The following is a 21,641-nucleotide window of genomic DNA, read 5'->3' as shown; positions in this document are numbered from 1 at the left end:
AATGTTAAAACAATCAAATTCAACAAACACAGTTATTGAAAAGACGAATCAATTTGGGGCAAACAACTATCACCCGCTGCCGATCGTTATTGAAAAGGCAGAAGGTGTATGGGTGACAGATCCGGAAGGCAACCGCTACATGGATATGCTGTCTGCCTATTCAGCGCTGAATCAAGGGCACCGTCATCCGAAAATTATCGATGCTTTGATGAATCAGGCACAGGCCGTGACATTGACTTCCCGGGCATTTTATAGTGTGACGCTCGGTGAATGGTATGAAAAGCTATGTGCCCTTACAGGTAAAAACATGGTATTACCAATGAATACGGGAGCGGAAGCTGTAGAAACAGCTATTAAAGCAGCACGCCGCTGGGCATATGATGTGAAAGGTGTACCAGATAACCAGGCACAAATCGTCGGCTGCCAAGGCAATTTCCATGGCCGTACATTAGCGGCGGTTTCTCTTTCATCAGAGGCGGAGTACCAACGTGCGTTCGGGCCGCTTGTTCCGGGCTTCTCCCTTGTACCATATGGTGATATCGAAGCTTTAAAAGAAGCGATTACACCGAACACGGCAGCATTTATTGTCGAGCCGATCCAAGGGGAAGCAGGCATCATTGTACCACCGGCCGGTTATTTAAAGGCAGCATTCGAACTATGTAAAGAAAACAATGTGTTATTTATCGCAGATGAAATCCAAACTGGTCTTGCCCGCACAGGAAAACTATTTGCTTATGAATGGGAAGGAATTACTCCGGATGTACTTATTCTTGGGAAGGCACTAGGTGGCGGGGTATTCCCTATTTCCGCTGTTGTCGCAAACGAGGATATTCTGGGCGTCTTCAATCCAGGCTCCCACGGATCAACATTCGGCGGTAACCCGCTTGCATGTGCTGTATCAATTGCATCACTTGATGTTATTGAAGAAGAGAAACTGGTAGAGCGTTCACAGGAGCTTGGCGAATACTTTATGGAACAGCTTCGTACAATTGAACACCCTGCTATCAAGGAAGTACGGGGACGTGGTTTATTTATCGGTCTGGAATTGACAGAGGCTGCCCGCCCATACTGCGAAAAACTAGCAGAAAAACGAATACTCTGTAAGGAAACGCACTATAATATTATCCGCTTTGCACCGCCTCTTGTGATTTCGAAAGAAGATCTAGACTGGGCGATTGAGCAGATTAAAGATGTATTTAAGTAAGCTTTCATTCGTAATGCTTTCTTATTATATGAAGTAAATTACAATGTGCAGGCTCCTCCGATTTTATTGGGGGAGCCTTTTTGACAGGGTGTTAGTTAAAAGCACGGGTATTTCATATGAATTCGCGGGTATTTTCCAAAAAATCGCGGGTATTTCTCTCAAAACCGCGGATATTATTTCAAAAGGAAGTTAAAGTTTTTCAATTGTTACATACAGGGCGAAGTTTATTTTAGGAATTGAAGTATCTTCTCTAAAGTTTGGAGAGCTTGAGTAGGGGAGAATGAGGTAAGAGAATTGTTATCATTGGGGAATTACAGGAATATTACCTAAAATTTCATAGCTAGAAGAATACTGCCGCAGAGTGTAAGGAATCTGGGGTTTTTTAACGTGATTTTACAACGAATATTAAAAATCCTTATAAACAGCAAAAACTCCCCAGATCGACGCATCCGAGAAGTTTTGGCTAACCAAGAAATACATTAAGTTGTAAAGGGCAACAGATTGGCCAGAATCTGCAGCTCTTTTATAGAAATGGGGAATAAAATAGATTCATTCCTGTAAAAGTTGAATCCGTAAGTGCGATCAAACTGGATTCAAAAGCTTTTACAATACATTTCTGGTACTTATTTTATTATACTGATAAAAGTTTTTAAATAAGGAATTGGTTGCTTTTTAGAGGAATATACAAGAAAAAATATGGAATAAAATAGATATATCAATATAAAAATTAAGTTGTATAAATTTGCTCTTCATTATAAGGCGGATAAAATGTAATTTATAAAACTTAAGACCTAAATAAAGTGATATTACATCAAAAATGTAACTATATACTTTATTACAACTATTATATATAATAGGAATTGTATGGTAAATATATTAAAAATACAAACTATTATATGTCAAATTAGTTAAAAGAGTAATTTGTAGAAATATAATCCAATAATATTACAGACGTGTTACAGTTGGAAAATTTGTTTGATATTTTCCTAGAATTAGTACATAATTTTATTATTATCAGTGGAATAACTGGTAGACTTTTTAGTACTTACTAAGAAATGATATTAGGAGGAAATTTTCTATGGGTTACCAACAGAAATCATATAAGAAATTTGTTGCTACTGCAGCAACAGCTACATTAGTAGCATCAGCAATCGTACCAGTTGCATCAGCAGCAGGCTTCAAAGACGTACCAGCAGACAACGAGTTTGCACCATTTATCAACGCATTAGTAGATGAAGGCATCATCAACGGTTATGCTTCTGACAATACTTTCCGCCCAAGCAATAAATTAACTCGTGGCCAAGTAGCAATCATGTTAGGCCGCTGGTTAGAAAACAACGGTGAAATCGTACCTGCTGACTGGAATACAGTACAACGTTTCAACGACGTTCCTGTAAACGCTACAACTGCTTCTGGTAAAGAGCTAGCTAAATATGCTGCTTTAGTTAAAGAAACAGGCGTATTCACAGGTGTTCTTGGCAGCTTAAACCCAGGACAAAACATCACTCGCGAAAACATGGCAGTGGTATTAGACCGTGTTGCTACTGCAGTGACAGGCTTCTCTTTAGTAGAAGTAGCTGAAGAAATCGAAGATGTTACAGTAGCTGATTTAGATAAAGCTCAAGCTGCATACCAAGATGAAATCCAAGCACTAGCTGATCTTGAAATCACAACAGTTTCTAACTTCCGTCCAAAAGAGCAAGTATCTCGTGCTCAATTCGCTAAATTCCTATACACTACTTTTGAAGTGATCGAAGAAATATTAGCTACTCCAGAAGTAACTGTAGATACATTACAAGCTGATATTGATGCTGTAGCGAAAGCTTTACCAACTGTAGAGTCAATTACTACTGTTGAAAATGCTGAAGCTGCAAAAACTGCTGTAACTACTGCTAAAGCAGAATTAGAAAAAATCAAAGCTGCAATCGAAAAAGCTGACTTAACTGAAGAAGAAGTTGCTACATTAAACAAAGCGATCACTGCGGTTGAAACAACAATGAATGGCTTAGTATCAAAAGCTGATCAAGTAATTGAAGATGCTAAAACTTTTGCTGTTAGCGGTGTAGAAGCTGTAAACGCAAAGCAAGTTTTAGTTAAATTCAGCCATGTAGTAGGTACAGGTGCGGCAACAGAAGCTAACTACGGAGTATCAACAGCTGCTAGCTCTGTAAATAACGTAGTTGCTGATGCTGAAGTGCAAGCTGACGGCAAATCAGTATTATTAACTTTAACAGACGCATATAAAGTTGAAACAGATTTAGTTGTAACTGTTGACGGAATCTACAAAAAAGATTCAATCAAAGAGCAAATCAAACGTTTCTCAGGTGTAGTGACAGTTAACGATACAACTGCTCCTACTATTAAGAGCATTGTCTCAACAACAAATACAAATGCTGCTCAAGTAGTAACTGTTACTTTTAGCGAGCCATTAACTGCATTACCAACTTTAAAAGTAAACGGTGCAGTAGCAACAGGCACTCTTTCTAACAACAATACTACAGTAACTATTACTGGTTTAAACTTATCTGCTGATAAGGCTCATACTTTAGAAGTATTAAACCTTACTGACTACGCTGATAATAATGTAGTTTATACAACTCAAAACTTCACTGTTACTAAGGATGCATCTTCAGCTACTGGTAAAGCAGCTGTTGTTTCTGACAATAAAGTACAAGTTACTTTTGATAAAGCAGTTAATCAAGCATCTTTAGCAAACGTTGATATCTTACGTTATGATAGTGCTACAAAATCATACACACCAGTTTCGTTTGACAGCACAACTCCTTATGCTTTAGATAAAACAGGTAAAGTAGCGACGTTCTATGTAGCAGACAGCGAAAAAACTAACTTCTTTGGTTTAAATGATTCAACTGAAAATTTAATTGTAAAAGTTAAATCAGGTGTACTAGATACAGCAGGTAACCAAGTAACAACTTTCGAACAAACAGTTGTTGCAAATCAAGATGTAACTGGTCCAGCCCTAGACTCTATTACTTACGATAAAAACTCTAAAGGCGAAGCAACAAAATTATACTTCCACTTCAATGAAGAGTTGACAACTGCTGCTACAGCATTAGTTGATGGCGACATCGTAGTTACTGATCTTGCTACAAATACAAAAGTTGCATTTGCAGATGTATTTGGCGCAAACAACACTGTATCTGTAGCAACAGATGGTAAAACTTTAGTAGTTGCACCAGAAGCAGTTGCATCAGTTACTAACAAACTTAAATCAGGTAAATATGCTTTCACAGTTAAACCAGCTTTAGTTAAAGATACTGCTTTTGCTAAAAATGATAACAAAGAGGCTACTAAGTCTGTAGATTTCGGTGCTGTTGCAAATGAAGTAACTGTAACAGGAACTACTATCAATGCTGCAACAGATGTAGATAACAAATTAACTGTTACTTTCTCTAAACCTGTAACAGCAGCTTCTGCTATCAATCCAGCTAACTACTCAATCAACGGAAAAGCTTTACCGATTGATACAGTAATTTCTGTTAATGCTGCAGGAACTAACGCGACATTTACTTTACCTGCAAACACAGTAGAAAAATCTGATGGCGCTGCAGTGTTAACAATCACTGGTATTAAAGCTCAAGATTCTTCAGCTACGTTCAAAACATATGTATCTGCAATTAACGCATTAGATAATACGGCACCAACAGCTAAAGGTTCTGTTTTAGCTAATGGTAAAATTCAAGTTACATTCTCTGAAGCAGTAACAGCAGCTGCAGCTGATTTCAGCTCTTTAACTATCAATGGTAAAGTACTAGCAACAACTGGCACTGCACCAACAACTGTAAATGCTGTACCAACTACATTAGTAGATGGTACATCGGCTGTAATTATCGATGTTCAAGCGAAAACACAAGATAATTCTGCTTCAACTGGTTTCTCTTACTTATACATCGATGTTGATGGAGACGATACATTAGACTTCACAAAAGATATCGTATTAAGCCAAGTGACTGGTGTTCCGAATGCTCAATGGACAGCAGTAGCGGACCTAAACTTAGTTAACACAGTTGAGGTAGTATTACCAACAACACCAGCTACTAAAGATAACTCTACTCTAAACAACGCTCAAACAGGCAATACTGCAGGTAATAAGCTTGCTGGCGGAGTTATTAAAGTAAAATAATTTATAGATTAATTATTATCTATATATTTTAGATAGACTGTATCGGTTTTTCCGATACAGTCTATTTTTTTATTGCAATCTTGCTATAGCAAATTACCCAAAAATATACTATCATGGATAAGGCGAACAAATTACATGGAGGTAATATTTTGAAAAGGGTAGTGATATTGGCCTTATTCCTGATTTTTGCCGGTGTGCAGCAGGCGGATGCGAATGTAGCACGGGTGAAGGGAGATCGGGAGCCGACGTTTTTCATTACACAGGCATCTGCGCCGGTGTATGATGAGTCGGGCGAGATAATAGGAAAAGTTTATAGTAAGCAGGATTATTTTTATGAGTCGAAAACAGCGGATTGCTATTACATAGAAATCGAGAATCATCTTGGATGTGTTCCTGCGAATGTAACAAAGCGGGGCAGCACGATGATGGTGCCGGAGAAGCTTAATCGTAAAGGAAAGATGATTTATACGACAAAGCGGGCGAATTTCACCGATGAAAAAGGCCGTCTTTTGTATATGTCATACGCTAATAGACGCCATTATGCCTATAAGGAAGATAAGAAATATTATTATGTCGAAGCAGGTGGCAGGGTAGCGCTGGTACCAAAGACATATGCGGCTGTGGATAAGGGCGTTCCGGTACTGATGTATCACCATATTTTAAAAGATAGTGAAAACAAAAATTACCGGACATCAACTACTATTACGGATGTGCAATTTCACAAGAATATAAGCATCTTAAAAGAAATGGGTGCCCGGACAATCACGATGGATGAGCTATATGAATTCCTGCAAGGGAAACGCAATCTCGGGAAGAATGCGGTAGTGATGACGTTTGATGACGGACTTTTGTCGAACTTGATTTATGCATACCCGCTGCTCCAATCAAACGGTATGCAGGCGACTAATTTCCTGATTACTTCCCGCGTATTGGATAAACCGCAGCAGTTCTATCCAGATAATCTGCAGTTTATATCAAAGGAAGAGATGGCATGGTCGCAGGATGTATTCCAATATGAGGGGCATACCCATGCGCTTCACCAAGTCATTGATGGCAAGTCACTTGTGGTGCAGCAGACGATCAAGACACTGAAGGAAGATTTAGCAGCGTCCCAGGCAATAGTACCGCAGCAGTATTTTGCTTATCCATTTGGCCAGTACAATGAAACAACCAAGCAGGTACTGAAAAATATGGGTTATAAGCTGGCCTTTACGACGAAGACCGGCTATGTAAAATACGGCGATGATCCGTTTGCGCTTAACCGTATCGGAATTGAACCAAAGACAACGGAACAGCAGTTTAGACAGTATTTGTCTTATTAATTTGGAAGGGGGTGTCCAGAAAGTGAAAACTTTTAGGACACCCCTTTTAATCCTTCCTAGTGATTCATTATGAAATTTTGACCTGGCGGTGGTCATGTCAACATGCCGCTATCCTTGTCGCAAAGGTTCTGTCTCGAAATGTATTTTCAGACGGAGCCTTTTTTCCACTTAGAAGGTAAATGAATCGGCAACAGACCCGATATGTAACATAGAGAGTAATAGCTGAAGTAGATAGTGGGGGATTGGATGACGCAAAAACATACGCTTTTTAAATTACTGGTTTCTGCAAGTGTGCTGCCAGTTGTAGCAACAGGGGCCGTTTCTGTATCGGCAGAGGATGGGCTATCCGTTTCCAAAATACAAAATAGCAGTACTACACAATTTACCGTTTATTTTAATGAGCCGGTAGAGCTGGAGAAAATGACAAAAAGTACAGAGCTGCAGAAGTATTTCAAACTTGAGACAGCAGATGGAAAGCAGACGATTGCCCTGAAAAGAGGGGAACTAAGCAAGGACGGGCGCTCATATCAAATAACGACGAGTACGCCTGTTTCAACAAACCGCGACTATCGTCTGCGCATTTTCGGTATTTATTCGCAACAGGGCGAAAAGCTTACTACATATAATGAAATCGTCCGTTTTACGAAGGACCAGACACCACCTGCAATCCAGTCGGTAGAATGGATCAATAAACATCAATCAAGAGTGGTGTTTACGGAGCCGGTGAAAAACTATACAGCAAAATTCAAGCTGGAGAATGGACAGGCTGTGACAGGTATCAGGACGTCAGTAGATGGCAATGTCCTGACATACCATTTAGGGAATGCCTATGCGGGCGGAAAATTTGTGGAAGATGGCAGTAAGATTATCGTCACATATAACGGTGTAAAGGATTTAGCGAATAACCTGGCTAGACCAAGTCTGCTGACAGCTACGATTGTAAAGGGTGAGGCAACTAGTGCGAATTTACTTGTCACATCGGTGGAGCGGGTCGGCGTAAGGAAATTCAAAATAACATTTAATCATCCGCTGTATTCGTTGTATCCAGGTGATCTGGCGGTTTCTGCCGGGAAGAAAAACTTTACAGTACAAAATGTAGAGCCGATAGATGATGAGTCTTATATTGTGACTGTACAGGAAGCATTAGCAGGTCAGGTGACCATTCGTACAGCACCCGACAGCTATGTAACGGATATGGAATCATGGGAGGACACAAGCTTTTCTATTAAACATGATTTCGATGCAGAAGCAGCCGGAGTGAAAATTGTAAAAACAGATATTATCCGTGAAAACAATCTGGAATATTTATTTGTTACGTTCAATAAAAATATAAGTGTGAACAGCAATACGACAGTTTCCTATACAGGCATTTATACGGAGCCGAAGAGCCAGCGCAAAAAGCCGGTAAAAGCGGAGCAGGTGAAAGTGCGGGCTGTATATAATGAGCCGACGAAGGTGAAAATCCCGCTTCGTGAGCTGCTGAATCCACACGATATAGAGCAGGCAGCCTATGAGATGGATCTCTCGTTTGAGAACCTTTCCTATGGAAGCATGGATGGCGGAACTGTTACCTTCCAGCGTTCTAAGGACTATTCGTTTAATGGAGAGAAGCTGCAAGTAGTAGCGGTGAATACATCAGTGACGGATCCGGGAAAAATTACGGACCCGCGCTACATTACGATTGATTTTAATCAGCCGGTAGAGGAAACGGTAGCTTTAGAGTTGGACAATTACGAGGTACGGGGTTATAAGCTGGGGCAAGTGCAGGTAAACCCGAAGAACCCAAAACAGGTAATCCTGAAAATCGAGAGCCGTAGCTACTGGTGGTATACAACACCGTATTTGTATATAAATGATCTACATGCAGCCGGTTCATATGAAGAAATGGATGCTTATTACGAACCGATTGCGCTACCGGACATTGTAGCACCGTATGAAAGCTACTGGAATCCGTCTGTCACGGTGAAAAACGCACGGGAGATTGTGTTATCGTTTGGCCAGGCGGTGTCGATTTCGAATGAAAACGACTTTATCGTCACAGATAAGGACAGCACATCGTACGGGGCAAAAGCGGCCGTCGATCCGCTGAATTCAAAGAACGTAATTTTAACATTATCAAAAACACTACCAAACTATTCAACGATTACCGTAAAACTAAAAGAGGGCAAAGTCATTCGGGATATATATAAAAACCCAGGGTCGTTTGAGCCGAAGTCAGTCTATATTTCTACGCTGCCTTGGTATTCTTATTAGACAGTTTAAAAAGTACATTTCTCATGAAGAGGAATGTACTTTTTTATTGGACTGTTATGTGTTTTGCAGGTGTAATAGCTTCTCTGCTTTTTGCTGAAGGTAAAGTGTATATTTAACTAAGAAAATAGGCACGGAGGAAGTAATGATAATAATAGAGATGATAGAAAGTGCTGCTGCTTCACCATGGATAAAAACAGCATACAAGTAGCCGATGATGCCTAGTATTATAAGTATGAAGATAACCGGTACACGGCGGACAAAATAAGAGATCAGACCACTCAGCGCCATAAGTACTACAATAAGGATGGAAAAATGCGAATAAATAGTGAGGTAAAGAATCACGTTATATCCTCCTTGAGTAAATCTCCCATATATGTTTATAGAGAAGTGGGAGGTTCCTATATTAAAATGAGGAAAGAGAATTTCCCTCTATTAAACATATGCAGCAAAAAGAAAAGACAGAATCAAAAATGATTCTGTCTAGTAATATAGGAGGTAGGGTTCATCTAAACGCGGGTATTTTCCAAATATCGCGGGTATTCGTCTTAAAACCGCGGATATTTCCCCGGAAATCGCGGGTATTCATCTCGTATTCGCGGGTATTCCTCCAGAAACCGCGGGTATTCGTTCAAATCCCTGTTTATTCACCCTCAACTATTTTTAAGGCTGGAGAATAAACTTCACAATATCACGCCATGTCACTGTGCCGACGTCTTCCCACTTATATTTTTCAAGGGGATAAGGGCGGAATGTAGGGGCATAGATGTTGCGCGCTGTTCCATCAAGTAGAATCGTACGGTCCTCGATGGCGCCTGTAAATACTGTGACATCGTAAAGCTCTTCTTTGTCCTCCTCATCTTCTTCCTTCTTCTGATCGAAGTCTACTGTATAGATTGTTTTCTCTTCTTCAGTCGCCTCATCTACGACTTCTTCTTCCTCCACGGGCTCTTCCTCGACCGGTATTTCTTCTTTCACGGTTTCAGTAACTGTACCTTTCTTTTTAAAGGCAACTTCTACCGGCACAAGACGTGTTTTTCCATCATAGCCGATTGTGTAAATATGTGTATTACCGATATCAGGTACTTCGTATTCGACAATCCAATCACTAGGGACGATGAAGCTGTTGAATACTTCGTCTGTCGTAATTGTTACATCAGCCTTTTCACCGAAAGGGTAGTCGACAAGCTGATCAAACGGCTGAATTTGGACTTCATACAGCGTTTTAGAAGGGTCCAGCTTATCGTGCTTATTCATCTCGTCATACCATAGCGATTCAACCGCAGGGATTTCCTGCTTTTCAACAACTGTCCCTTCGATCGTCATTTCATCATCCTTGCCAGCACGAACGATGATTTCGGCCTTTTGCTGTGGTTCGACGCGCTGCCACTGTTCCTCATCAATATAAGTGATAATGTTTTTGTCGGCTGCATAGATAATGAAAGTAATCGTATCGCCGTCCTGCACAATGTCTGCGACTACACCGTCCACCGGTGATGCCAGTGCCTGGTCTGTAATCAGCTCTGTCATCATTGCATCCAGAATCTCAATCTCGCGTTCTGTTTCCGCGATATGCCGGCGGATGATGGCCTCGCCTTCTGCAGTTGGTGTATTTTGGTCAATCCCAAATTCCAATGTTAAATCAATATTCCATAGCCCCGAGCTGCCGAGTGTTGTGCTGTCGGTAGATGTAGACGGGTTGGAGGAGCCAGACGCCATGGAAAGGTCAGAGAGGATATCCTCCAGCTCTGCCAATTCAGATTCATAGGCACTGCGCTCGATTTCCAGCTTTTGCTGCTCCTTTTCTACTGCATCCGTTTTATAGATTGCCAGCTCCTGCTGAGCCGTTACGGATTCCCCGCGCTGGACGAGCACTTCATCGATCGACTGTACAGGAGCAGCCAGCCGCAGGTCGTCACTCGTTGCGAGGATTCCTTCTTTATCCAGTTCTTTTGTATGTATACCACCGGCTGCATACTGGATGTTATCTATATAGTAGGCTTTTTGAATAACATCATTATTTTTCAGCGCAAGGTAGGCATTAATAACGACTAGTATTACTGCAATGAGCGCAAAGATTTTAAACTTTTTATTGATCACCATCAGCCCAGCCCCCTTTGGATCCATTCAGCAATTGGCAGGATACTGATACCTGCGACAAGAAGGGCCAGCACAATTTGTAAGCCAATCAGCTTCAGAAGCAGGGCACCTTTGCTATCTTCCTCCCATTGCGAAAGGAATGTGTACTGGATCACAATGGCTAGAACGGTTGATACCGTCAATTGGTTCAAGAAGTATAGCAGAAACTCATCCTGGTATAGGTAGGCAGTCATCGGAGCTAATGAGAAAAATGTGAGGGGAGTAGAGTAGCCCGCAATCACAAATACGATGAATGTAATGACCTTTTCCAGCAGAATGAACAGAATGACATAAAGCTGTACAGTTTGAATCCATCTAAAAGGTAAATCCGTCAGCATGTGCAGCATGTATGTAAGAATGAAATAATGAAAAACAAAAAATAGGACAGCCCATAAAAGAGCGCCTCCGAGAGAAATAAGACGGGCAAATTGATAGCGGTCATCAAGACCATTTGCCAGGAGTGCTGTCAGGCCCTCCGTATGCATTCCCCAAATGTTTCGTACGGCGAAAAATAATAATGTGGTAAAAAACAAAATCCACAATGATCTTTTATAGCCGTGTACCTTCTCGTATTCATCTCCATGCTCAAGTGCGTAAGTTAACGAGGATGGATTGAAAAGAAAGTGCCAAAAGCGGTATTGTAATACCATATATACCATCCTTTCAAAAAGTAGATCTCTACCTGTGTTTCCCACATTTCCATATTCCTAAACGGATTTATATAGTAGAGTAATAGAATAAAAAACGGCCCTTACAGGGATGCCACTCTTATTATAACCTCTTTTTTACTTTCCTCAATTAGCCATCTTATAAAATAGTACTAAATATATGGTTGAAACTGTATCAAGGGTCTTTAGTTTCGTGTAAAATAGAAAATGAATACTGAACAGTAGGAGGCTATAAAAGAATGAAAGCTTCATATTATAAATTTGCGGCAGCAGCAGCTCTATCAGCAGTAGCGATTGCCTATGTAGCGGAAGCACCGGCAAATGCGGCTGTCCCATTTAAGGACCTACATAACGTAGGAGACCACTATACAGCGATTGATGAGCTTTATAATCTTCGTATTATAGAGGGGCGTACATCTACATCTTTTGCCCCATATAAGCCGGCAACACGTGAAGAGCTTGCTCTTTTCATCGCTAATGCCTTAAAGCTTGATACGAAAAATGTAAAGGACCCGGGCTTTAAAGATGTGCCTAAAGACAGTAAATATTATGGTGCGATTGCAGCATTAAATGAGAAGGGCATCATTAAAGGCTATAATGATAACACATTTAAGCCGGAGGAAATTGTAAAACGTGCACAGGTGGCAAAAATACTCGTGCTTGCCTTTGACTTAGAGATTACTGATTCTGTCACAACAAAATTTAAAGATGTTAACGCCATCAAGGACTTGGATACACGCCGTTATATCCAAACACTCGTGCAATATGGCATCACACAAGGAACAAGTACTGCAGTGTTCAGCCCGAATGCTCCGGTCAAACGTGCACAGCTTGCCACGTTCTTAAAGCGTGCCATCGACGCTACAACAACTGATCTTGAAATTATAAGTATCGAATAACATTGTAAGGCTACCTATCTTCTGGAGAAGAAAGGTAGTTTTTTTATAGAAAAATCTAACATTTGGAAGAAATTTGGGCGTTTACGTAAATAACCCTACCCTTTTGCCGATAGAAAGTTTAGAAGAATGTATAAAAACGTGAAGGTTTATATAGAAAGAAAGGGTGACGATCAATGAAAACTACTGCACGCGTCAGTGTACTGGCAAGCCTATTACTAGCCCCGGCAGCTATTGCCAGTGCGAATGAGACTGAGACACCAATGGATGGAGAGCAGCTTGAACCGGTCGCAGCAGAAGAGGTAAGCGCCACAGCAGTACCGTATAATGTAGTGGCAGCAATTGATGTAAATAAGGAACGTATTGAAGAGCTGTTTGAATTAAATGGAAAGACGTCAATTTCGAATTTTGCTACATATCGACAAATGGTGGATGAATTTTTCCCGGCTAACACTTTCGCAGCTGAAAATACATTATTAAAAGCGAAGCTGACATTTTTAGAAGGCTTACAGGATTTAAATACACGGGCAGCAAGTCTATCAAATGAAATAGGCTTATTAAAAACGACGCAGCCTAAATTATTCGAAACCGTACCGAAGCTGGTAAAGGAGCGTGCGGCAATTGCTCAATCTTTCAAAGACATTCGCCAAGCATTAGATACGGTAGTTTTAAGTAATGCAACTTATTCAACAGAAGCGGATAACGTAAAATATCCTTTCATTACTGATTTTGATTCACAAGCGATGCAAGCGGTAGACAGCTATTTAATGTCAGTTCAAGATTTTGAAGCATTTTTCATCAAAAATGTAAAAGTATTGGAAACATTTGAACAGGATATTATTAAAGCAGAGGCCTTTGTTGAAGGGGGAACAATCCAGACGACGGATCCGGAAGGAAAGCCTGCAACGGTAGAAGTGCCGGCGTATGTTAAAACAATTGCAGACAAAGATATAGTAGCCGATGAGAAAGAGGCGACTGATTTTAAAGAAATATTAAATAAAGCGAATCAGTTTTACGATGAGAAAATGACTGCAAATGAAAAGAAAATTGCGGATTCTCATATGCTTCCTGATGAGCGGCTAGTGGCAACTGTGATGAAACAGGCCAATGATGATTTATCAAAAGCAGATAAAGTGACGGAACTAATTGCAGGGATTCAGTCTGTAACTGGAAAAGACTATAAGAGCAAGGTAGGCAAGATTGTTTCAGAATATGGCAAACTAAATGTTCGTTCGAAAATGCTTGTGCTTGACTACGATAATAAAGTAGCAAACCAAGTTATTGACGAAAAAAATGTAGGCTATAAAGACGGACTGGATTTTATTGCATTAGTGGAGGCATTAAAACCAAACGCGACAGCTGAATATAGAACTGCGCTAAAAGAGGCGGAGGATGCTTATGGCAAGCTGGCCGATAATCTCCAAGCCTTATTAGCGGATTATAACATGAGTCTAGATTTATACCGTAAAGATGTCACAGCTGCAGAGGCGGTTGAGAAAATAATTGAAGGTTTAACGACTAATGAAGATGTGACTTCACAGAACATTATAGATGCAAGAAAAGCCTATGATGCTCTTACAGCAAGTCAAAAGAAAATTGTCGACAATTATAAAGAACTGCAAACATGGGAAAAGTCCGGTAAGACAACGATTAAGCTAAGTGACCAAATCGATTCAATTGTTATAGAAAATAAGAAAACATTTGCTACAAAAGTGGAAGCGTTAAATAAAACATATGCTGGTTTAAGTGCAGGTGAGCAGTCATTAGTCAACAGCTATCCTCGTTTAGCATATTTAACCCCTTTTGCTACAGTGACTGGGAAGTTTTATAACTTAAAAACAACAGCAGACAGCTATAAGGCGGACGTATTGGCATTGTATACGACATTAACTGCCACAACGGGAGACCTTGTTGACGTTTTGGCCGACCCTCAAATGAAAGAAGAGGATAAAGCAGCTTTAACTAATTTAAAGAAAGAATTAGAAACGGCAGTCACAGCTTTAAAGGCTCAGTTGGACAAAGCGGATCCTGTTATTGAATTAATCGAAACCGCTAAAAATGAAACAGACGCTGTAAAACAGCTTCTCGCTATCCAAGCTGCCCGTGAGGCATATAATGCCCTTCCAAAAGAGGAGCAAAAACTCGTCACAAACCTGAAAACATTAACGGAGCTTGAAAAACAGGTAAAACAGCCGGCAGCTGTGACAAAGGCGATTGAGGAAGTAGACCCGACAGCAAAAACATTTGCGAGCAAGGCAAAATCGGCCGTGACTGCATTTGAGAAGCTGACAGGGGCACAAAAAGCATTTATCTCTGAAGAGAATAAAAACCGGGTGGAGGATTTCAAAACATACTTGGCCTTCGTAGATCAGGTGAAAGCCCTCAAGTCAAGTGACCCGACATTCCAAGATGCCTACAAGGCTGCGAAGGAACAATATGAAAAATTAATAAAAGATGATGCGTGGAAGTCAAAAGAAGATTACAAAAAAGACATTATTGAAGTCATTAAAACATACAAGCCAACATTGGACGCGCTTGATAAAGCTATTGAAACGGGCAATAGCCTCGTTAACGCAATCGACAAGCTGGGGCTATTAACAGGCAAGGCATTTTTAGATGAAGCTGAGCGCATTGAGGCTGCATATGCTGCGCTTTCTGCCGATGGAAAAAAACAGGTCACAAATTATAAGCAGTTCCAAGAAATGAAGAAGGATGGGACAGCCGCATTAAAAGTAGTGGACTTGATCAATGATCCAATTATTAAAAATGTAGATGTCGCAAACCGCAGCTATGCTAAAAAAGTGGATACTGCTTTAAAGGCGTATGAAAAGCTGACTGCCCGCCAAAAATCATATGTATACAACTATACAAGCGGACTACAGCCGTACTTGAAAATTTATCAGGTCGTAGAGGCAGTCGATAATTTAAAACCGACTGCAAAAACATATATCGAGGATGTAGCGGCAGTCCGCGCAATGTATAATCGCTTAACAGATATGGAAAAGCGCTACCTGGCACCGCTGCTTGATAAAATTGAGGGAGCAGAAACAGGGCTTGTGACGGTCAATGAAGTGATGGATATGATCGATGAGGCGCGCCCGGGTGTAGAAGATTATGTTCAGAAGCTTGTCGCGGCACGGGAAGCGTATGATAAGCTGGCACGTATCAATTCCTCGTACCAAAAGCTTGTGTTGAACTACAAGACATTGCAGGAGCGGGAAAAGGCCTTAAAACCAGTAACAACATCGATCCATCAAATTAAAGAGCTGGAGGAAATGCTCGCCCGTCCAGTGAATGAAGCATCTGATTTTGTGAGAAAATATAATACAGCAGTAAAGGCATACGAGGCCATCCCGTATGAAAGCCGTGAGCTTGTCTATAACCGAGAAGTACTGCTTTCTAAAATCTACCCAGTAGCCAAAACAATGGAGGCAATTTTAAATATTAAGCAGACAAGTGCCACATTTGGCCAGGATGTAGCGAAAGCTCGAGCTTGGTATGATAGCCTGTCTCCGGCAGATAAGGCACTGGTCAGCAACTATCAGGATTTAGTAGCCTTTGAGCAGACGGTATCGGGGGGCCTTGCGGTGGATGAATTAATCCGTCAAATTCCACGGACAGGCCCATCGCAGTACATGCAGGCGATCAAGGTTGCACGTGCTGCCTATGACCAGCTGACGGCAGGAGAGAAAAAAGCGGTTACCCTTTATAAAGAGCTTCAAAATTATGAAAAAGGGGTAAAGAATGTACAGGCAGCCATTGACGCTATCGATAACCTACAGTTTGCCAGCAACCTTGTCTCAGCTTATGATAAGGCAACGAAGGCTCTCGATAAGCTGACGGCTGAGCAGCGGCAAATGGTGCATAACCTGAACAAACTGCAAAGTGTCGGTCCGGCAATCGAAGTATATAAATTGATTGCTTCGTTAAAGCCGTCAAACCCTAACTATATGGGTAGCGTGCAGGCAGCTTATGCAGCCTATAATATGCTGTCGAGTGCTGAAAAGCAGTTTGTAACAAACTTTGCGGCACTGCAGGAAGCAAAAAATAATGTGGATATGGTGCAGGAAGTAATCTCGAAAATTGCAGGTCTGTCCTCCTCTTCTGGTAATTACTCCAAGCAGGTGGAAGAGGCGTTGGCTCTTTATAATTCATTGCCATCGTCTGTACGAAAGCTTGTGACGAATTATGATGTGCTAAAAGGCGCTCAAAAAGAAGCGGATGCAGTGGACAAGGTTCGTGCGCTCATTTCTGAGATCAATCCAAATGTAGGCACTTTTGCCTCTAAGGTAAAGGCAGCCCGCTCTGCCTATGATAAGCTGTCAACACAGCAAAAACGCCTTGTGACAAACTACTTCCTATTGGAAGACTATGAAGCACAAATTAATGACTCTTCGTTATTTTTCTAAACGTATTGTTTTTTGAAAAAAATTTGGTACTATAAGTTAATGAACTTCGCCTTTCAACTAATGAAAGGCGAGTTTTTATTGAGAAGGGAGGCACGCAATTTGAAGAAAAAAGGTATTAGCATCATTTCTTTTCTACTTATCTGTTTATTAGTATTCCCTCCAATGGCAGGAGCCAGCAGCGTGCAGGTAACCGATGTAAAAACTACTGACTGGGCCGCACCTTCCATTAACAATATGTTGAAAAATAACTATATGCATGTCGATCAGAAGGGGCGGTTTTGGCCTCACAGGGCAGCCACGAGAGCAGAGGTGGCAGAAACAATCGTCAATGCATTGCAATTGCCGCTAAATGCTTCTCTAGCTTTGCAGGCAACAGATCTGCCAGCCTCACATCCGCAGTATAAAGCCATTCGCAAGCTGGTGGAACTCGGAGTGATGGACAACCGCACATCCATTTATCCAGACAGCCAGGTGACACGGGCGCAAATGGCAAAAATGCTGTCCCTTGCCTTTCATGTGGTTGTAGATGATAAGAATGAAGCAAAATTTTCTGATTGTGGAAAGCGCCACTGGGCGACAAATTATATCGAATCATTGGCTGATGCAGGCATTGTTCAGGGGAAACCGTACCAAAAATACGATCCAAACGGCAATGTAACCCGTGCACAGCTTGCAGCGATGGTTTCACGCGGCCTTCAATTCAAATCTCAAATGGCTAAGCTGGAAATGGCCTATGATTTTTTAGGAAAAACATATATTTCGACGTTTAAAGAAAATGAGACGTGGGTAAATGAGACAATAACAATGGTAAATGCAGAGCGCAAAAAGAAAGGCTTGCCTTTATTAGTACATGATCCTTACCTAGACCAGCTGGCGGTCATTAAAATACAGGATATGTTTGAACATGAGTATTTTGCCCATGAATCACCGTATTACGGGCATCCATGGGACATGGCAACCATTTACGAATATCAGTTTTCAAGCTTTGGCGAAAACATTGCAAGATATCTTTCTTCACCACATGATGTGATGAGGGCATGGATGGCATCTGCCCCACATAAGGAGAATATTTTAAAATCCTCGTATACTAATATCGGTGTTGCCGTGAAAAAAGATGACAATGGAAAATATTACTGGATTCAACTGTTTTCCAGTAAATAATATGTAAAATAATGGTCTGTAATATTACAGCAGTATTACGGAGCTATTTCTTGATGTGTATAATTTTGCTATAGAAAGCACTAAACTTCTAGTTTTGGCTAGATTTTTAGTGCTTTTTGTTATGGTAGGAAACTGTTACACAAGTGAAAAATTACGGACGGGTATTCTGTGTTAGTCTGTATGTAGGCAAAAAAACCAAGAGTTTTGAAGGGAGTATTAAATACTTATCATGAAAAAATGGTTATTGCCGGTTTTTGCATCATTTATGATTTTTGCAGGGGCTGGTACACACAATGCAGAAGCAGCAACACAGACACAATTAACAACGACAGCATATAAATATATCGGGATTCCGTATGTATACGGAGGCACAACAACTAAAGGATTAGATTGTTCAGGCTATACACAATTAGTATTTAAACAATTAGGTATTTCCATTAACCGTACATCATCAGCACAATATAACCAGGGTACAGCCGTTTCTAAAAGCAACTTGCAAATTGGAGATCTTGTATTCTTCAACACATCAGGTAATGGCGTATCACACGTAGGAATTTACGTAGGAAACAATAAATTTGCACATGCAGGCACAAGCACAGGGGTTACAACAGCAAGTCTGGGTACATCTTATTGGGCACAGCGCTATGTCGGAGCAAAACGTATTGCTACTTTTACAAACGGTACAACACAAGTAGCAGCAGGTGAAGTAAAAAACGCAGCAATCGACTTTAAAATCTATGCATCTCGCGGAGAGGTAGCAACTCGATTGGCGAAAGTTCTAGGTGTGGATACATCAAATACAAATTCACCTTTCTCAGATATTAACTCTTCTTCTACATATGCAGGGGTAGCAACAGCAATGTACAAGCTAGGAATTTTCACAGGTACAAACGGTAAATTCAATGCTGGTTCACCACTGACTCGGTCACAAATGGCAAAAGTATTAGTAGAAGCATTTGATCTGAAAATGGCAAATAAAGTCGTTAGCTTTGGGGATGTAAAGCCTGGAAGCTGGGACTATAACTACATTCAAATTTTAGCTTCTAATGGTATTACAATTGGTAAGCCAAATGGTACATATGGTGGAACAGATTATGTAACATTAACTCAATTAAATACATTCATAGAACGCGCTAAAAATATGTAAAGTAGATTGTCTACTTTTGTAAGAATAAGGCTACCAACCATAATCTGGCAAAAGTTTCACAATAAAAGCTGAGAGGTTTCCTATGGGCGCCTCTCTCTTTTTTTATCTCAAAAACCGGTATTTTTTTCTAAAATAGGATATGTTACAATAAAAATATGATACTTCATAATAATCAGTTTCCCATTTTAATAGAAAATGAAACATCCAGTGCAAGCTTTCGTCAGAACATGACAATTTGAACCTGCTGGAAAAAAGAGAGGGAAACGTCAGTATTTGTCGTATAGCGGCTCCATAGCCTGATACCGTGTGTTAGGTAACAAGCAGAGGACCCAGATAATGAATGAGGAAATATTGGTTTCATTTCTTATAAAAAAGATCTTTTTGTTGGGTGTGCTTAGGGGAAGAGCGGGCTTTTTGTCGCCGAAAGCATCGAGGGCGGTTCACGGTATGGTAGAGAGGGACCAATATACGTAATTTTCGCTACTAAAGGAGGGATACGGTAAAAAAGTAATATATTATTCATAAGAAAATTTTGATAAAATGGTAATGTTTCAAATAACTGAAGGAGGAAGAAAGACATTGTCTTTTAAGAAATTTGCTTTAACTTTTGCCGTCGTCATCATGTCAATGTTCAGTATACAGAGTGTGTATGCCAGCCCGAATTTTGCTGATATTCCAACTTCCCACGAAGCTTACAAGGAAGTGAGCTACTTAGTAAATAAAGGGGTTATTAAAGGTTACAACGTAAATGGTAAACAGATGTTTAAGCCGGGGGATAGCGTCAAAAGATGGCAGGTAGCGAAAATGGTATTGATCGCTGCAGGCATTGATGCCCCAAAAACATCTAAATCATCATTTAAAGATGTAAAAGCAGGATCTGAGGAATCCATGTATGTGGAAAAGGCCGTTCAGCTGGGGATTATTGCTCCTACTTCCAATACAACTTTTTCACCATACATAGCGGTAACGCGTGATGAAATGGCGAAAGCTTTGGCAGTAGCATTTAAGCTGGATGTTGCAAAATATGATAGTTTAGAGATTCCATTCTCTGATATCAAACCGTCAAATGCCTATTATAAGTACATTTCAGCTATTTACTATGAGGGCATTACGAAAGGAACAAGCGGAAATTACTTGCCGAAGAGTAATGTAACACGCGGCCAATTCGCTTTGTTTGTTGCTCGCAGCGCTTCAAGCACATACCGCCTGCCATTACCTGTTCAAGGAGTGGGCGTGCCGAATAAATCGGACGCAATCATGCAGGTAAAGGCTAATACAAATGATTTAAACATCCGTTCTACTGCAGTATTTACAGGAAATAACGTGGTAGGAAAAGTAGATAAAGGATATATCTTTAATGTCTACTACGAAGGTTCAGATTACTATAAGGTAGATTACAATGGAAAGTACGCTTATATCTACAAAATATATGCAGATAAAGTAATTAATGTGGACAACCCTTCAACGGAGGCACCACCGACAGAAGTGGATCCACCAGTAGTGGAAAAACCGACACCACCGACAACTTCTGCCAAAGTAATTGGAGTTGCAACAGTAAATGGCCTGAATATTCGTTCACAGGCTTCTGCCAGCTCAACAGCGATTGGCAGCATCAGCCGTGGAACAAAAGTAGATGTTTTATCTATTTCAGGATCTTGGGTAAAAGTTTCCTATAACGGAAAAACAGGCTATATTAGCAAAACATACTTGCGTTTAATCAATACATCAGGTTCACCGGTAGCGGGTCGTATTATCATTATCGATCCAGGCCATGGCGGTAAAGATCCTGGAGCAGTAAGCAGCAATGCTGTTGAAAAAGCAATTGTCTTCAACACAGCAAGCAAGGTACAGAAAAAGCTGGAGGCTGCAGGTGCTATTGTAAAAATGACACGTACAGGGGACACATATCCAAGCTTAGAGGATCGTGTCGCTTACGCTAAAAAGAATAACGGCGAAATTTTTATCAGTATCCATGCCAATTCAGCAAGTGCAGCTGCAAGTGGTACGGAAACATACTATAGTAAGAGTGCCAACGATAACGAAAAAGAAGATTATGCATTAGCGAAATTCATCAATGATGAAATCGTAAAAAATGTAAAAATGGTTGATCGGGGAACAAAGCGTGAGGACTTCTATGTCATCCGTAACTTATATATCCCGGCTGTCCTTGTAGAGCTAGGCTTTGTGACAAATAGTGCAGACCGCGCGAAGCTGACAGATGATGCCTCTATTGAGCTCTTCGCACAATCTATTTACAACGGGATTATAAAGTATTACTCACAATCATAGGAAAACCGCTTT

At 40.7% G+C, this 21,641-nt stretch carries 12 protein-coding genes; 9 read left to right on the top strand and 3 right to left on the bottom strand.

Translation table 11 applies throughout. The features are described 5' to 3' along the window. The first annotated feature begins 1 nt into the window (after window position 1). The 4 genes from BOD01S_RS04755 (at window position 2) to BOD01S_RS04740 (ending at window position 8,923) form a co-directional block, all read left to right on the top strand. Window positions 2-1,204 carry an ornithine--oxo-acid transaminase gene (locus BOD01S_RS04755; protein ID WP_036155565.1) on the top strand — a complete coding sequence of 401 codons (1,203 nt, stop codon included), beginning with the start codon at window positions 2-4 and terminating at the stop codon, window positions 1,202-1,204. A 1,078-nt stretch (window positions 1,205-2,282) separates the two neighbouring features. Then, the gene (locus tag BOD01S_RS04750) at window positions 2,283-5,348 is read left to right on the top strand and encodes an S-layer homology domain-containing protein (protein ID WP_036155567.1); all 3,066 of its coding nucleotides are present in this window, start codon (window positions 2,283-2,285) and stop codon (window positions 5,346-5,348) included. Window positions 5,349-5,497: 149 nt separating this feature from the next. Continuing rightward, window positions 5,498-6,670, top strand: a complete 1,173-nt coding sequence (locus BOD01S_RS04745) for a polysaccharide deacetylase family protein (RefSeq protein ID WP_052124888.1) — start codon at window positions 5,498-5,500, stop codon at window positions 6,668-6,670. A 246-nt stretch (window positions 6,671-6,916) separates the two neighbouring features. Further along, the gene (locus tag BOD01S_RS04740) at window positions 6,917-8,923 is read left to right on the top strand and encodes a hypothetical protein (RefSeq protein ID WP_036155569.1); all 2,007 of its coding nucleotides are present in this window, start codon (window positions 6,917-6,919) and stop codon (window positions 8,921-8,923) included. Between the two features lie 54 nt (window positions 8,924-8,977). Here BOD01S_RS04740 and BOD01S_RS04735 read toward each other — a convergent pair whose 3' ends face one another. The 3 genes from BOD01S_RS04735 to BOD01S_RS04725 all read right to left on the bottom strand — a co-directional run bounded on the left by BOD01S_RS04735 (window position 8,978) and on the right by BOD01S_RS04725 (window position 11,709). Then, entirely contained in the window at window positions 8,978-9,265 is a 288-nt protein-coding gene (locus BOD01S_RS04735; RefSeq protein ID WP_036155571.1) for a hypothetical protein, read from the bottom strand. 318 nt (window positions 9,266-9,583) lie between these two features. After that, on the bottom strand, window positions 9,584-11,023 hold the full coding sequence (locus tag BOD01S_RS04730; RefSeq protein WP_036155573.1) for an HlyD family secretion protein: 1,440 nt from the start codon (window positions 11,021-11,023) through the stop codon (window positions 9,584-9,586). Beyond that, a complete protein-coding gene (locus BOD01S_RS04725) occupies window positions 11,023-11,709 on the bottom strand; it encodes a hypothetical protein (RefSeq protein WP_036155576.1) in 687 nt (228 codons plus the stop codon). The genes BOD01S_RS04730 and BOD01S_RS04725 overlap by 1 nt, the downstream gene beginning before the upstream one ends. Window positions 11,710-11,966: 257 nt before the next feature. Between BOD01S_RS04725 and BOD01S_RS04720 the strand changes: the two genes are divergently transcribed. The 5 genes from BOD01S_RS04720 to BOD01S_RS04700 all read left to right on the top strand — a co-directional run bounded on the left by BOD01S_RS04720 (window position 11,967) and on the right by BOD01S_RS04700 (window position 21,629). Beyond that, window positions 11,967-12,626: an S-layer homology domain-containing protein gene (locus tag BOD01S_RS04720; protein ID WP_052124889.1), complete on the top strand. Its 660-nt coding sequence runs from the start codon at window positions 11,967-11,969 to the stop codon at window positions 12,624-12,626. A 173-nt stretch (window positions 12,627-12,799) separates the two neighbouring features. Beyond that, window positions 12,800-17,032 (top strand): hypothetical protein, encoded by a 4,233-nt coding sequence (locus tag BOD01S_RS04715; RefSeq protein ID WP_036155578.1) that lies wholly within the window; start codon window positions 12,800-12,802, stop codon window positions 17,030-17,032. 99 nt (window positions 17,033-17,131) lie between these two features. After that, complete coding sequence (locus BOD01S_RS04710; RefSeq protein WP_036155580.1) at window positions 17,132-18,193, top strand: CAP and S-layer homology domain-containing protein; 1,062 nt, start codon at window positions 17,132-17,134, stop codon at window positions 18,191-18,193. Window positions 18,194-18,419: 226 nt separating this feature from the next. Continuing rightward, complete coding sequence (locus tag BOD01S_RS04705) at window positions 18,420-19,340, top strand: C40 family peptidase (protein ID WP_036155582.1); 921 nt, start codon at window positions 18,420-18,422, stop codon at window positions 19,338-19,340. Window positions 19,341-19,919: 579 nt separating this feature from the next. After that, window positions 19,920-21,629: an N-acetylmuramoyl-L-alanine amidase gene (locus BOD01S_RS04700; protein ID WP_036155585.1), complete on the top strand. Its 1,710-nt coding sequence runs from the start codon at window positions 19,920-19,922 to the stop codon at window positions 21,627-21,629. Window positions 21,630-21,641 lie beyond the last annotated feature (12 nt).

Source organism: Lysinibacillus odysseyi 34hs-1 = NBRC 100172 (genome assembly GCF_001591965.1).
In the GTDB taxonomy this organism is placed as follows: Bacteria; Bacillota; Bacilli; order Bacillales_A; family Planococcaceae; genus Lysinibacillus_B; species Lysinibacillus_B odysseyi.
The sequence above is the reverse complement of the archived record's forward strand: the minus strand, read 5'-3'. Positions and strand labels throughout refer to the sequence as shown.

Bases quoted from the DNA above. Each gene is read 5' to 3' on its own strand.
- BOD01S_RS04755 (WP_036155565.1), top strand. From the start codon at position 2: ATGTTAAAACAATCAAATTCAACAAACACAGTTATTGAAAAGACGAAT.
- BOD01S_RS04750 (WP_036155567.1), top strand. From the start codon at position 2,283: ATGGGTTACCAACAGAAATCATATAAGAAATTTGTTGCTACTGCAGCA.
- BOD01S_RS04740 (WP_036155569.1), top strand. From the start codon at position 6,917: ATGACGCAAAAACATACGCTTTTTAAATTACTGGTTTCTGCAAGTGTG.
- BOD01S_RS04725 (WP_036155576.1), bottom strand. From the start codon at position 11,709: ATGGTATTACAATACCGCTTTTGGCACTTTCTTTTCAATCCATCCTCG.
- BOD01S_RS04715 (WP_036155578.1), top strand. From the start codon at position 12,800: ATGAAAACTACTGCACGCGTCAGTGTACTGGCAAGCCTATTACTAGCC.
- BOD01S_RS04720 (WP_052124889.1), top strand. From the start codon at position 11,967: ATGAAAGCTTCATATTATAAATTTGCGGCAGCAGCAGCTCTATCAGCA.
- BOD01S_RS04730 (WP_036155573.1), bottom strand. From the start codon at position 11,023: ATGGTGATCAATAAAAAGTTTAAAATCTTTGCGCTCATTGCAGTAATA.